General features: G+C 63.4%; 13 protein-coding genes. 9 read left to right on the top strand and 4 right to left on the bottom strand.

What is annotated here, in order from left to right:
• The first annotated feature begins 267 nt into the window (after window positions 1–267).
• The 5 genes from HNP00_RS21535 (at window position 268) to HNP00_RS21515 (ending at window position 5,212) form a co-directional block, all read left to right on the top strand.
• Window positions 268–807 (top strand): NUDIX hydrolase family protein, encoded by a 540-nt coding sequence (locus HNP00_RS21535; protein WP_059388553.1) that lies wholly within the window; start codon window positions 268–270, stop codon window positions 805–807.
• 91 nt (window positions 808–898) lie between these two features.
• The gene (locus HNP00_RS21530) at window positions 899–1,945 is read left to right on the top strand and encodes a DUF6707 family protein (RefSeq protein ID WP_184741754.1); all 1,047 of its coding nucleotides are present in this window, start codon (window positions 899–901) and stop codon (window positions 1,943–1,945) included.
• A gap of 61 nt (window positions 1,946–2,006) precedes the next feature.
• Window positions 2,007–2,732 carry an SRPBCC domain-containing protein gene (locus HNP00_RS21525; protein WP_184741753.1) on the top strand — a complete coding sequence of 242 codons (726 nt, stop codon included), beginning with the start codon at window positions 2,007–2,009 and terminating at the stop codon, window positions 2,730–2,732.
• A gap of 51 nt (window positions 2,733–2,783) precedes the next feature.
• Window positions 2,784–4,118 carry a tRNA guanosine(34) transglycosylase Tgt gene (gene tgt, locus HNP00_RS21520; protein ID WP_184741758.1) on the top strand — a complete coding sequence of 445 codons (1,335 nt, stop codon included), beginning with the start codon at window positions 2,784–2,786 and terminating at the stop codon, window positions 4,116–4,118.
• A 167-nt stretch (window positions 4,119–4,285) separates the two neighbouring features.
• Entirely contained in the window at window positions 4,286–5,212 is a 927-nt protein-coding gene (locus HNP00_RS21515) for a type IV toxin-antitoxin system AbiEi family antitoxin domain-containing protein (RefSeq protein ID WP_184741752.1), read from the top strand.
• 97 nt (window positions 5,213–5,309) lie between these two features.
• On the opposite strand, the gene HNP00_RS21510 is transcribed toward HNP00_RS21515, so the two are convergent.
• The 3 genes from HNP00_RS21510 to HNP00_RS21500 form a co-directional block, all read right to left on the bottom strand.
• Window positions 5,310–6,842, bottom strand: a complete 1,533-nt coding sequence (locus HNP00_RS21510) for a DUF6297 family protein (protein WP_260405107.1) — start codon at window positions 6,840–6,842, stop codon at window positions 5,310–5,312.
• Between the two features lie 2 nt (window positions 6,843–6,844).
• Complete coding sequence (locus HNP00_RS21505; RefSeq protein WP_184741750.1) at window positions 6,845–7,531, bottom strand: ABC transporter ATP-binding protein; 687 nt, start codon at window positions 7,529–7,531, stop codon at window positions 6,845–6,847.
• Window positions 7,532–7,636: 105 nt separating this feature from the next.
• A complete protein-coding gene (locus HNP00_RS21500) occupies window positions 7,637–8,338 on the bottom strand; it encodes a queuosine precursor transporter (protein WP_184741749.1) in 702 nt (233 codons plus the stop codon).
• A gap of 213 nt (window positions 8,339–8,551) precedes the next feature.
• Here HNP00_RS21500 and HNP00_RS21495 point away from each other — a divergent pair, with 213 nt between their 5' ends.
• The 3 genes from HNP00_RS21495 (at window position 8,552) to HNP00_RS21485 (ending at window position 10,619) form a co-directional block, all read left to right on the top strand.
• On the top strand, window positions 8,552–9,208 hold the full coding sequence (locus HNP00_RS21495; protein ID WP_184741748.1) for a TetR family transcriptional regulator: 657 nt from the start codon (window positions 8,552–8,554) through the stop codon (window positions 9,206–9,208).
• Between the two features lie 112 nt (window positions 9,209–9,320).
• Entirely contained in the window at window positions 9,321–9,587 is a 267-nt protein-coding gene (locus HNP00_RS21490; protein ID WP_184741747.1) for a hypothetical protein, read from the top strand.
• 627 nt (window positions 9,588–10,214) lie between these two features.
• Window positions 10,215–10,619: an META domain-containing protein gene (locus HNP00_RS21485; RefSeq protein ID WP_184741746.1), complete on the top strand. Its 405-nt coding sequence runs from the start codon at window positions 10,215–10,217 to the stop codon at window positions 10,617–10,619.
• A gap of 251 nt (window positions 10,620–10,870) precedes the next feature.
• Here the strand turns inward: HNP00_RS21485 and HNP00_RS21480 are convergent, their stop codons facing one another.
• The gene (locus HNP00_RS21480) at window positions 10,871–12,268 is read right to left on the bottom strand and encodes an MFS transporter (RefSeq protein WP_184741745.1); all 1,398 of its coding nucleotides are present in this window, start codon (window positions 12,266–12,268) and stop codon (window positions 10,871–10,873) included.
• Window positions 12,269–12,405: 137 nt separating this feature from the next.
• On the opposite strand from HNP00_RS21480, the gene HNP00_RS21475 reads away from it, so the two are divergent.
• Entirely contained in the window at window positions 12,406–13,236 is an 831-nt protein-coding gene (locus HNP00_RS21475) for a hydroxymethylpyrimidine/phosphomethylpyrimidine kinase (protein ID WP_184741744.1), read from the top strand.
• Window positions 13,237–13,254 lie beyond the last annotated feature (18 nt).

The raw sequence follows: 13,254 nt of genomic DNA, 5'->3' as shown, positions 1-13,254 counted from the left end.
CCCGCACAACCTCACGCAACACCTCAGGCCGACCAACACCCACCACAACACCCACCAATCACTCAGGTGTTGCAACGACCCCCTGAACCCGCCCCCAACGCCCGCTCACATATGAAGCCGGCTGCCCAAACCCGCGTGCAGATCTGCAGGGGCGTTCCTAAATATGGCTACAAACGTGAGCGAGCGTTCCTGATCTTGCGCTCGACGCAATCCTGGCTCTCTGATTCCTAAAGCCCGGAACGGCATGGGATGGGGTAGAACTTAACCATGAGTGTTCGTACCCCTGATCCCTACTCCGGCTGGCTTTCCGACGAAGACCTCTTCGAAGCCCGCGGCCGCCTCCCCATGGTTTATGTGGAGGCGGTTCCCGTGCGTCTGGATCCCCTCGGCTTCGTCAACGAGGTAGGCACCCTCCTTCAGGGCGATGCCGACGGCACCATGGTCCGTTCCTTCGTTTCCGGCCGTGTGCTCTATCGCGAAACCATCCGTGCCGCGCTGTTACGGCACATGGAAAAGGACCTTGGCCCGCTGGCGTTCCCCCAGTTGCCGGTCAGTCCGGTGCCGTTTACGGTGGCCGAGTACTTCCCGGCGCCGTCGCAAACCGGTTTCACGGACGATCGCCAACACGCCGTGTCCCTCGTCTACGTCATCCCCGTCACGGGCGAGTGCGAACCCCGCCAGGACGCCCTCGAGCTGACGTGGATGACTCCTCAGGAGATCCTCAGCGACGACGTCCAGCAGGAATTCAGCGGCGGTCGCGGTAATCTGGTGCGCCAGGCTTTGGCGTTCGCCGGCGTCGGACAGTAGCGGCAACGGCGGGTAGGAGCCGCCTCCCCGATTTGCTCGGTGGGGTTTTATAGACTGTTGGGCGGACCCCAAGAGAACCAAAGGACTTCCGATGACTCACAGCCCAGCCGACCAGCAGTACCATGAAAAGCAGGCTGGGGTCCTCCAAATCGGGGACTACCTGTTCCTCCCCGGGGATGGTCCCGCGGAGGAAATCACGCACATCGAGCTCGAACACGACGATTTTGGCGTGCCCGCCCTCGTCCTCGTGACCACCCTCGACGGCGGAAGCGTGCGGATCGCCATCGGATCCAACGTGCCGGTGGGCGGGGCAGCCGGCACTCTCGACAACGGCGGTGCGTCGGCCGAGCTGGTTCCGCTCGCCCCGCTGACCGAGCCGGTTCCCGGCGACGCGCCCGACGGCGGTACCTCCGACGGGGGCGTTAGCTCCGCCGGCGGCGACGCGCCCGCGGAGGCAGTTCCCGCCGTCGTCGTACCTCCTTTGCCCGCGGTGGCACCCACCGTCAGTGGGCCAAGTGCCGCCGCGCTGTCACTGATCCCGGAACCGACGGACTCGCCCGAGGACGTGGTAGCCGCAGCTGCTGAAGCACACCCCGGCAGGAACGGCGTCGCGGTGCTGAGCGAACGGCTTGTAAAAGGCATCAACACGAAGTCGGGAAGCTGCCTGCGGGATCTGAGCGACCTCGCCCACGATCTCTTCATCGAACTACGAGATCCCGACCACGCGCTCGCGGTGGCGGACATCCTCAATGTGCTCCCCTACGACGGAAACCGGGACCGGTGGATGTCCGTGGAGCGCGCCCTCGCCCTCTCAAGCTTCATTTGCCGTGAGCTCGGCCAAACGGAACGCGCGGAGGTCTACGATCAACTCCTGCAGGCTCCGGACACCTTGGAGACTGACCCGTTCAAGGCCCGGATCGCCGCCAAAGTCAGGCAGCGCGGGCTCAACGAACCGAATCTGTACGACAAGGAAATCTTCCGCTCCATCGACAACGGCAACCGCGATGCCGAGCGCGAATGGCGGCTACTCCGGCTCGAAACCCTGCTGTTCCTCCGTTCGCACGGCGGCTCGAACACTCTCGGCGTAGGCGAGCTCGATCACCGGATCGCGAACGAACTCGAGGCCGTGCGCGGGTAGGCGCTATCGGAAGAATCCGCAAGACCTGTCGCGTTCGCGCCAACGGCGGTAGATTCGGGCCATGACGAACAATCTGAGCGTTGTGGTAAATGCTGACGCGCAGCAAGTTTGGACTTCGCTGCGCGAACCGTCGCTCGTGGCTCAATGGCACGGCTGGGAGGCCGATGAGCTTGGCGACGAAATCAACCAAATCTACTTCAGCACCGCCGTAGTCGAGGGTCCCGACCACACAAGCCTCACCGTGAACGGCGGGGACGTCTTCGAACTCACTCCAGTCAGCGGAGGCACCGAGGTCCGCGTAACGCGGGCAGCTTTAGACCACGATTCGGAATGGGCGGCCTGGGACGAGGACATCACCCAGGGCTGGCTGACGTTCCTGCACCAGCTCCGATTCGCTCTGGAACGCCATCCGCACGGACACCGGCGCACGCATTTTGTCTCCCTGCCCGGCGGCAGCGGTTCCGGAATCCAGAAGCTGGGGCTCGCCGACGTTCCAGCTCCTGGGGAGGAATACTCGCTGACCTTGCCCACGGGCGAGGCCCTCTCCGGCAAGGTCTGGTTCCGGAGCAACCACCAGGTGGGCCTCACCGTGCACAGCTATGCGGAGCACGGTGACGGGCTGCTGATTGTGGCCGACCAGCCGGTGATTCCGGAGAAAAGGCCCGACGGCGGCACTATCGTGATCGCTTCAACCTACGACCTAGGTGCGGCCAGCCTGGACTCGATCCGCTCCCACTGGGACAGCTGGAAGGCTGAGAACTACCCCACAGAGGTGCATTCGCACTGACGATTCATGCTCGCAGGCTGGCAGACTGTAACGGTGCCAGCCGATTCTTCCTTGCCTCATTCCGGTTCTAGCTCCGCGTCCGATCCTTCCGCGCTCGCCGCCGCCCAGCAGTCCGCGTTCTCCTTCGAGGTGGGGGCGCGGCTCAGCGAAACATGCCCGCCGTCGTCGGGCCTTTTGAACGCCGACGGCGGCAGCCGCAACGGCGGAGGCAAACACGGAGAATTCCTAGGCCGCACCGGCACCATCACCACGCCGCACGGCCAGATCCAGACGCCCGCATTCATTGCCGTCGGGACCAAAGCCACGGTCAAAGCCGTGCTGCCGGAATCCATGAAGGAGCTCGGTGCCCAGGCGTTGCTGGCGAATGCTTACCACCTGTATCTGCAGCCGGGACCGGAGATCCTGGACGCGGCCGGAGGGCTCGGCGCGTTCATGAACTGGGACGGACCCACTTTCACGGACTCGGGTGGATTCCAGGTGATGAGCCTCGGCTCGGGGTTCAAGAAGGTCATCGACATGACCTCCGTGGATACGTCCGGGCCTGACGACGCCGTGGCCCCGGGCAAGGAGCGGCTGGCGCATGTGGACGAGGACGGGGTCTGGTTCAAGTCGCACTTGAACGGGGACCGGCACCGCTTCTCGCCGGAAATCTCCATGCGGGTGCAGCACCAGATCGGCGCCGACATCATGTTCGCCTTCGACGAGCTGACCACCCTACAGAACTCCCGTGGCTACCAGGAGGAATCCCTGGAGCGGACGCGTCGCTGGGCCGAGCGCTGCGTGGTGGAGCATGAGCGGCTGACTGCCTCCCGGGTAGGGAAGCCGTATCAAGCCCTTTTCGGCGTCATCCAGGGGGCGCAGTACGAGGACCTCCGCCGCAAGGCCTGCCGGGACCTTGGCGGCATGCCCTTTGACGGTTTCGGCATCGGCGGGGCGTTGGAGAAGGAGAACCTCGGCACCATTGTGCGTTGGTGCAACGAGGAACTTCCCGAAAACAAGCCCCGGCACCTCCTGGGCATCTCCGAGCCGGACGACATCTTCACCGCCATCGAAAACGGCGCCGACACCTTCGATTGCGTCTCCCCCACCCGGGTGGCCCGCAACTCGGCGTTCTACACTCCGTCCGGTCGGTTCAACCTGTCCGGCGCACGCTACAAATCGGATTTCGGACCTTTGCAGGACGGCTGCGATTGCTACACCTGTGCCAACTATTCGCGGGCGTACATCCATCACCTGTACAAGGCCCACGAGATGGTCTCGGCCACGCTTATCTCCATCCACAACGAGCGCTTCGTGGTGAAGATGGTGGACGATGCCCGCTTGGCCATCGAATCCGGAGACTTCTTCGAGTTCAAGGCCGAGACCTTGGGGCAGTACTACTCGTAGCTTTCCCGCCGTCGAGATCGCCGTCGCCTCCCGCCGTCGAGCTCGCCGGAACGGTGCCGGTTCGCCGGAGCGTACGGGCGAACCGGCACCGTTCCGGCGACCCCACGTTTTCCACATAGCCGACCAAGCGGCTTCCGCGGGCCCCGGCGGCCCGCGAGGCTGGACCAATGACGCCTTCCCAGCCCCCTTCGCTCCCGGAGAAGGGAAACCTTTGGCGCACCGATCAACTCCACGCACATGGGCTTAATTCCCGTGCAATCCAACTCTTGGTGCGTCGGGGCAAGCTTGTCCGGCTCCGGTACGGCTGCTACATCCGGGCCACCCTCTGGCAGGAGCAGTCCGCTTGGCTCCGAAGCACGCAACTGATCTACGCGCATGCGCATGGAACGCTCACGACGTCGGCGGGAGACTTCGTATATAGCCACACCTCGGCGGCGCGGCTGCACCGCCTCTTCCTCTGGAATGTTGACGACTTCATCCACATCCTGCTGCGGGTCCGGCCGTCGAGCGAGCGCCTTGGCAAGGACGTCCGCGGACACACCAGGCCTTTCGACGAGACGGACATTGTGACAATCGGGAACTTGCGGGTCACGTCCTTGGAGCGGACCGTGGTGGATTGCGCCATGCTGCTCAGCTACAAGCAGGCGCTGGTGCTCATGGACCACGGACTCAGGCTTGGCGCGGATCGTGCGCTCTTAAAGGCCATGGCCGACGCACTGGATGGCCGACGCGGCGTCAGGAACCTTCGGACGGCCTTGGTGAACGCCGATCCACGATCCGAGTCGGCCGGCGAAACCTTGTGCCGCGAACTCATCTCGCGGCTGAAGTTGCCGATGCCTGAACCGCAGGTTGAGGTGCACAGCCGGGCAGGTCGGCATCGGCTCGACTTCGCCTGGCGGGAGGCAAAGGTCGCGTTGGAATTCGACGGCGAGATCAAGTACTTCGATTTCAAGCCAACAGCCGAGGTGATTTTGCAGGAGCGGCGCCGGGAGAAGGCTCTTAGCGAGGACGGTTGGCGCTTCGTCCGTGTGGAGTGGAAGCACCTCTTTCGCGAGCAGGAATTCAAGAACCGGATACTAACCGCCCTCCGCTAGCAGCCTGCCGCCGTCGAGATCGCTGGAACGCGCCCCGGTCGCCGGAACTCTCCGGCGAGCCGGCACCGTTCCGGCGAACTCGGGCGCAGGCCTCCCTTTAGGGGCGGTCCGCCATCGTCACGCCGATCACCAGGAGCACCACATTGAGCACGACGGCGGGCGTCACCAAGACCTCGGGAGCGTTGAACAGCACGCCCAAAGCCAGGGGCACCAGGGCGAAGAGGCACAGCACGTAGCCCCGGATCCGGGTTCCCAACATGGCCGGTCCGCTGCGTCCAAGCTGCATCAGGTACACCAGCTTGGTCAGGTCTTCCTGCTGGCGGAATGCGCGTCGCAGCATCCCGGCGCCCAAACCACCGCCCGCCGCCGCACCCAGGACCAGAAGCTCCACACGGAAGCCGCCGGCCAGCACGAAGAATCCGGCAGCCGCCGTCGTCCACAATGACATCAGCATTACCGGCAGCGCGACGTGGACCCAGCGCGAGGCCGTTCTGGAAATCGGGAGGAGGGCGTCGAGACTCGGGGCCATGCGCAACTGCCAGAGCGGCCCGGCCGCCGCGGTGGACGAGAAGATCGCCGCGGCAAGCAGAACGGGAAGCAGAATGATGGGTGAATCGAACGTCCGGATCAGCCCCGTCAAGGGAACGACGGCGAGGCCCAGGCCCCAGCGCCACATCCGGCCGGGTTGCCGGGCGAGTACCGTTGCCTCCGCGTGGAAGAGCGCGCCGGCTGGGGTCTGAGGGGTACCCGGGATCTTGACCCTGCTCCGTTTGCCGCCGCTGGAAAGCGAGGCACTGAGCTCCCCAGTGTCCATCAATGTCAGCGCAGCCTGGACATGTCCCCTCGCGGACCCGGCCTTGAGCAGCGAGGTCGTGCGGACGCTCGAGAGCTTGTTTCGCATGCCAGGAACCGCAGCCACCAAAGCCGCGGCAGGGGCGACGGCGAAGATCCAGTTGCCTTGCAGTGTCCCGAACAGCATCGCACCGAGTACTGCCGAGACAGCCGCCAAGATCCATCTGCTCGCCTGGCCCTGCTGTCGAGCTGGACGCTGGGCCGGTGTCCCGGCCGACGCTGCCGAGCGCGTCTGGGCGAAGGCCGCCAGCGCGAGGATCGCCGCACCCGTCAGCGCCCCCGCCAGGATTCGGCCGGCAAACACCGCCGCATTCGAGCCCCTGATGATCGCTACGGGAATGGTAGTGAGACCCCCGACGACGGCGGCAGCCCAGACTGCGCGGCGCAAGCCTCGGGCCAAAAGGGGTTCGCGGTTGATAGCCAGCGAGTACCACCAGTGCCGCTGATTGGCCGTGATCGCCAGCGGCCCGAGCCGGCCGGACACCCAATAGGCCGCGAGACCCAAGAGCCCAAAAGCGATGACCAAGCCATACTCAACAGGCACAACTCCGTAGCCTCCCGAAAGCAGATGTCCGCCAAAGCCATGCTCCGCCGCGGCCGTGAGCCCGTTGAGCAGACCTGTCGCGTAGATCAGGCCGACGCCGAACGTCAGGAACTGGACGTACAGCTCATTGAGCCTCGAAAGCAGGGACTGGCCGCGCGGGCGAATGACCCTGCGGGTTGCACGCTCCGGGTCGAACTCCACGAACTCCGGCTGCGCCATGGCAGCAGTGGACATGCTCACCTGCGGATCCTCGCCACAGCCTCGTCCGTACTGACCACGCGCGCACCGCCGGCGTCGACTATTACGGCCCGGGTACACGCCGCCTGGGCGACGTCCGCATCGTGCGTGACCATGACGACGGCCGCATTCTTCTTGGCAGTCCGGGCAATCCGCTGTGCGAGCAGGCCGCGCATGCGGGTATCGAGCCGCTGCTCCGGTTCGTCCAGGACAAGCAACTCGAAGGGCCGGATGAACGCCGAGGCAAGGAGCAACTTGCGGCGCTGTCCCGAGGAAAGCTGATCAGGAAAGGCATCCGCGACCGTTTGGAGTTCGAAGAATTCAATCTCGCTCTCCACGGCGGCATCAGGATTGGCGAGACCATGCCCGCGGGCCACCAGGGACAGGTGCTCACGGACGGTGAGGGAATCGAAGTAGGCATCCTCATCCAGCAGCACCGAGACCTTGCTGCGAAAGAGGGCCGAGCGGTCGTCCGGCATCAAGCCAAGCACATGGGCATCGCCTTCAATAGCCGCCTGCGCGCCAATCATGGTGCGCAACAAGGTGGACTTGCCAGCGCCGTTCTCGCCGACCATCCCGAGCACCTGCCCGGAGAAGACCTCGACGTCGAGCGGCCCGCACACTGCATGCTCGCCGTAGCCCGCGATAAGATTCTCGGCCGTCAGCACGGCGTTTCCCAGCTTCATGCTCTGAAACTACCGGACTTCCCTGCGGTTCCCCTGAGCCAACGCTCGCTCACCTATGCCGCCTTCCGGCCCAACGCTCGCTCACCTACGTGGCGCTCCCTGTGCTCACGCCCAGTAGCTAGGCTCGCGCTTCTTGATCCAGCCAATGACCAAAGACGTCACAGGCACGAGGATGTATTGGACGGCGACCTTGTAGACGAAACCAACCAGCACGTAATTGACGAAGCTTCCGAAGTCCGTAATACCGATGACCGAAGCCGCGATGCTGCAGAAGATCAGTGTGTCCACGAATTCCCCCACCCCGGATGAACCCATGAGCCGAGCCCACAGGGTTCTCTCACCCGAACGGGCCTTCATCTTGACAAGGATCAAGGAGTTGATGGTCTGGCCAGCGAGGAACGCGAGGAGCGAAGCCAGGACGATCTGAGGAACCGGCCCCAGTGCGCCCTCGATGGCAGCCTGTTTGGCAGTACCGTAGTCGTCATTGAAGCCGGGCAGCGCGATGATGATCCAGTAGCAGAGAGAGGCGAACGCTGACAAGGCGAACGAGGTGATGATCGCTTTCCGGGCCACCTTAAACCCGTAAATTTCGCTCATGACATCGCCAAGAATGTAGGCGAGCGGGAAGAGGAAGAATCCGCCGTCAGTGATGATCGGGCCGAAGATGACGCCTTTGGCAGCGCCGATATTGGAGAGGATCAGCACCACGGCCATGCATGCCAGCATGATGCCAAAGTATGGGGAGCCTATCGACGCGAAACGCGGCGTGGGTTTACTCAGGGTCTGGGATTCTGAAGCTGACGTCATCGTTTGTCCGTTCGTAGTGGTTCGCGCAGGCGGCCGGAGTGAGCACGGCGCCCCGCTGTATTAGCACTGGTGATGGACCCGCCTGCAAACCGCGGAACCTCCCCCATTCTCGCATCGAGGATTCCGCTCCGCACGCAAACAACTTGAACGTGTTCAAAAGGGTGGCAAACTGATTCTTGAACACGTTCAAAATGTGTAGGAGAGGAGCCAAACGTGGCCACCAAGAGTGAACAGACCCGTCAACTAGTGGCCGACGTCGCCCTCAAGATGTTCCGGGAGCTCGGCTTCGAGAAGACCACCATGCGCGCTATCGCCGAAGGAGCAGGGGTTTCGGTGGGCAACGCCTACTACTACTTCGCCTCGAAGGACGAACTGGTCCAGGAGCTCTATTTGCAGGTCCAAGCTGAGCATGCGGTCCGCGCCCAGCAAGCCACGGACGGCATTCACGACCTGTCGGGCCGCCTGAAGGCAGTGCTGCACGCAGGCCTCGACGTCATGGCGCCGTACCACCAGTTCGGTGCCGATTTCATCGCGACGGCGATCCGGCCGACGTCGCCCGTCAACCCTTTCAGCGAAGGCTCCACCGCCGCCCGGGAGGCTTCGCTCGCGATCTTCCGCGCCGCCGTCGACGGCTCAATGCCCCCGGCGCCCAAAAAGCTGCGCGCCGAACTGCCAGAACTCTTCTGGCTCGGATACATGGGGATCGCGCTTTTCTGGGTCTACGACAAATCCGACGGACAAATGCGCACCCGGCGGCTCGTTGACGGGGCCGTGCCGCTCATCGCGAGAGGCCTGTCCCTGGCCAAGATCCCGGGCGTCAGTAAAGTGCTGGACGACGTCCTCGGCCTCGCCCGCAGCATCCGCGGCTGAGCGAACGGACAACGCAACAAAAAGGGGGAAACAAACGTGACAGGCAAATCCGTGGTGATCGCGGGACGACGACGGCGGCATCGCCAAAGCGCTTAACGGTGCCGAGCTGCTGGTGAACCTCGCCGGACGCTCCGTGAACTGCCGCTACACCTCCCGGAACCGGGCGGAAATACTGAAGTCGAGGACGGACACCACCGCGGTGCTTGGCCAGGCGGTTGGCTTGTGCGATTCGCCTCCGCGTACGTGGATCAACGCCAGCACGTGCACCATCTATCGGCACGACGAGGACTGCTCCCGGACAGAGCTCGACGCCGGTTTCGCCTTTGAATATCCCGGACTCGCCGAGGCACTCAACAATATCTTCAAGGGGGACAAATGAGCGGAATCATTCGCAGCCGCCGTCGGGCGTCTCTCTGTTTGGAAGCTCGTCACCGTCCACGACGCTCCTGCAGATAATCGCCCGAATCCCCCAACGCTCGCTCACTTCGAGTGAGTGAGCGTCGGCGCGAAACCGGGGTTTGACCCTGACCGTCTTTCGAGCCGGGCCCTGGCCCTGGCGAGAGTCCCGTAATTGAGTGGATATGCGGGATTTGAATGGTTCAGGGTGTGCATTGGATCCACCGACAAGGGCTCAATCCGTACATGCCGATGCTGTGTGAAAACAATCCAAGGGAATTGTTTTTGCATCTATTGTGAGGAGGGGCTCCCAGGAATATCCTCGTGCCGTATCTCGCAGCCACGAGGTATCCGGTCGAAATTGAGGGGAAATAATCCAGGCAATGAATCCGATCAACCCATTCCATGAGGAAGCAGCTGGTTTACGGTGCGGCTGCGGCGGTGATTGCTGTTCCGCTCGTCAAATCCACGTTGACGAGTGACTGCAACGAACATTCGCTGGTGGCCGAAGGCATTAACCGTTCTGATAGCTTCCCTTGCGTTGGCGGCGTGTGGGGGAGCTACAGTACCCGGCCCGGGCACCGCTGCCCCGAACCCCAATGGTGTCCCCGTGCCCAGCCTTCCCGTCACCTCCGGCGCACCGAGCGAAACCTGCGCGTCGTTCCTACCGGCCGCTCCCTGCGGCACCTACGCAAGCGTTTCGGGCCAAGCGGACGGCAAGGATCTTCCGTGGGCATCCTCAGGAGCTGTTACCGCGAAACTGCAAACCGTGGACGGATCCCTCCATTTGACCGTCACCACCAGGTGTGGTCCTTTAAGCGGACCCGCAACAAGGACGGGAACAGTTCTCACGGTCGGAGACATCGCCGTGGGTGCCGCCGCCTGCGCGGAACTCGCCGCCTCCCAGCAGCTGTGGGTCATGGCCTTCCTTAAGAAGCCCGTCGATATGGGATACAACAACGGCTCTCTGACATGGACCAGCGGAACTGACTCGCTGACCTTCAACCCGAAGTAGCGTACGACGGCATCGGCGAGCATGTGCGCGATCCCCCGCGCTACGAAGAAGAAGCGGAAGAGATGACCAAGTATCCGATCTCGTTTCCGAGTGCGGCCATGGTCTTCCCTGGGGTGTTCGGCGGCGGTATCGATGAGAGCATCCCGCCCGTCGCGGTCGACGGCGATGGGACCGTGAGCGAGCGTCGCACCAAAACCCCACAAAAGCGAGCGAGCGTCGGGAGGAGCGGAAGTCGGCCTGAAGCCCAGGGATTAGGCGTTGACCGAGTCCTGATCGTCGGCCGGGGAGTTGTCGGCGCGGGGCGAGCCGAAGGCACTCCCTTGCTCCTTGTCCAGATGCGTTGGCTTCTTGTTCTTTAGGGCGAAGATATAGACCAGCAGAGAGATGCCGACGGCCACGGTGACATAGGTGAAGAAGACCTCCACTTGGCCGGCCTTTTGGAAGGCCGCGCCAACCAGTGGAACCGTCCCGCCGAACAGCGAATTGGCGATCGCATACCCAAGGCCCACTCCGAGAGCGCGGATGGACGAGGGGAAGAGCTCGGCCTTCACCAAGGCGTTGATGGAGGTGTAGCCTCCCACGATCAAGAGGCCACCCATCATGAGCAGGAAGGCCACGAATGGGTCCTTGGTTCCGCTGAGCGCAGACAACAGCGGCCACGTGCACAGAGCACCAAGGATACCGAACCAGAGGAGGAGCGGCTTGCGGCCCACTTTGTCCGAGATCATGCCATAGACGGGCTGTAGGCACATGAAAATCAAGAGGGCCCAGAAGTTGATCTGGCTGCTGGTTTCCTTGGGGATGCCGCTGGTGTTCTGCATGAAGGACAGGATGAAGTTGGTGTAGGTGTAGAAGGCCACCGTGCCACCGAGGGTCACTCCGATGCAGGTCAGCAGTGCGCGCCAATGCTTGGTGAGCAGCAGTTTCAGGGTGCCCGGCTGGGCCTCGCCGGCCACCGGAGCAGTGGCAGCGGCCGCCTGCTCGGCGGAAATGGTCTCCTCCATGGAGCGTCGGAGCCAAAGAACCACCAGCGCGGCAACTCCTCCAATGACGAACGGAATACGCCAACCCCATCCACCCAAGGCTTCCTTGCCGAGGGCCTGTTCCAAGACCACGAGGACCAGCAAGGCCAGCATCTGCCCACCGATCAATGTGACGTACTGGAAGGAGGAGAAGAAGCCGCGACGCTTGGACGTTGCGGCCTCGGACATATACGTGGCACTGGTGCCGTATTCGCCGCCCACGGAGAACCCTTGGATCAACCGGATCAGGATCAGGAGCACCAGGGCCCACACTCCGATCACGTCCTTGGTGGGCAGGATGGCAATGGCGAACGAACCCGCGGACATCATGGTCACGCTCAGGGTCAGGGCGGCTTTGCGGCCTTTGCGATCGGCATAGCGGCCGAAGAACCAACTGCCGATGGGGCGCATCAGGAACGTCACGGCGAAAACAGCCATGGCCTCCAAATTGCTCTGTAGCGGATCCTTGGAACTGAAGAAATGGGATGCGAAATAGGCGGAGAACGCCGTGTAGATGTACACGTCGTACCACTCCACAAGGTTGCCTGCGGAGCCTTTGAGGATATTGCCCACGGCCTTGCGCGTCTGGGCGGCCTCACTCTGGGGCGCTGCTTGCTGGGTGCTCATCATTGAACCTTCCTGGGGATAACGCAGCCACCGGCCGCCGCCGCCACCCTACCGCTGGTAACTTCCCCCAAGAGGGTTTTGGTCATATTGGTCATTCGTACAAAGCAACACCCCGGACGCGGTGGCAGGATGGTCGCATGACTTCCCTCGCCGCCCAGCCCGTGGCTCCAGCCATCGCCCTGACCATCGCCGGATCCGAAGCCACCGGCGGCGCGGGGGCTCAAGCTGACTTGAAGACTTTCCAAGAACTCGGTGTCTTCGGCATTGCCAATCTCACGTGCATCGTTTCCTTCGATCCCCAGGACAACTGGAACCACCGCTTCATGCCCGTGGACCAGAAGGTAATCGCCGAGCAGTTGGAGGCAACGACGTCGGCCTATGGCGCCGAGGCCCTGGACACGGTGAAGATCGGCATGCTGGGCAGCCCGGCCACGATTTCCACAGTGGAATCGGCGCTCAAGGGTGGCCAGTTCGCCAACGTCGTGCTCGACCCGGTGCTGATCTGCAAGGGCCAGGAGCCCGGCCACGCACTAGACACCGACCAAGCACTCAAGGCCCAGATTCTTCCGCTGGCCACGTTCGTCACGCCGAACCATTTCGAAGCAGAGTCGCTGTCCGGACTGGAGATCGCCGACGTCGAAGGCCTCAAAGCCGCCGCCATCCGCATCCATGAACTGAGCGGTGCCGCTGTGCTCGCCAAGGGCGGGGTGCGGCTGGAAGGCCTGGACGCCGTCGACGTCTATTACGACGGCGAGACTCTCGAAGTGCTCGCAGCCCCCAAAGTGGGCGAAGTGGCAGTCTCCGGTGCGGGTTGTTCTTTGGCTGCGGCGATCACGGCCGAGCTCGCCAAGGGCGCCTCGCCGCTTGGGGCGGCCAGGACGGCGAAGGCTTTTGTCACGGCCGGGATTACGGCCCGGGTTTCCTCCAATGCCCCGTTCGACGCCCTCTGGCAAGGCGGCGCGCGCTAAGGCAAGCTTGGTCCAAAA

This window comes from Arthrobacter sp. AZCC_0090, assembly GCF_014207375.1.
In the GTDB taxonomy this organism is placed as follows: domain Bacteria; phylum Actinomycetota; class Actinomycetes; order Actinomycetales; family Micrococcaceae; genus Arthrobacter.
This window is presented reverse-complemented; position numbering and strand designations above follow the sequence as displayed.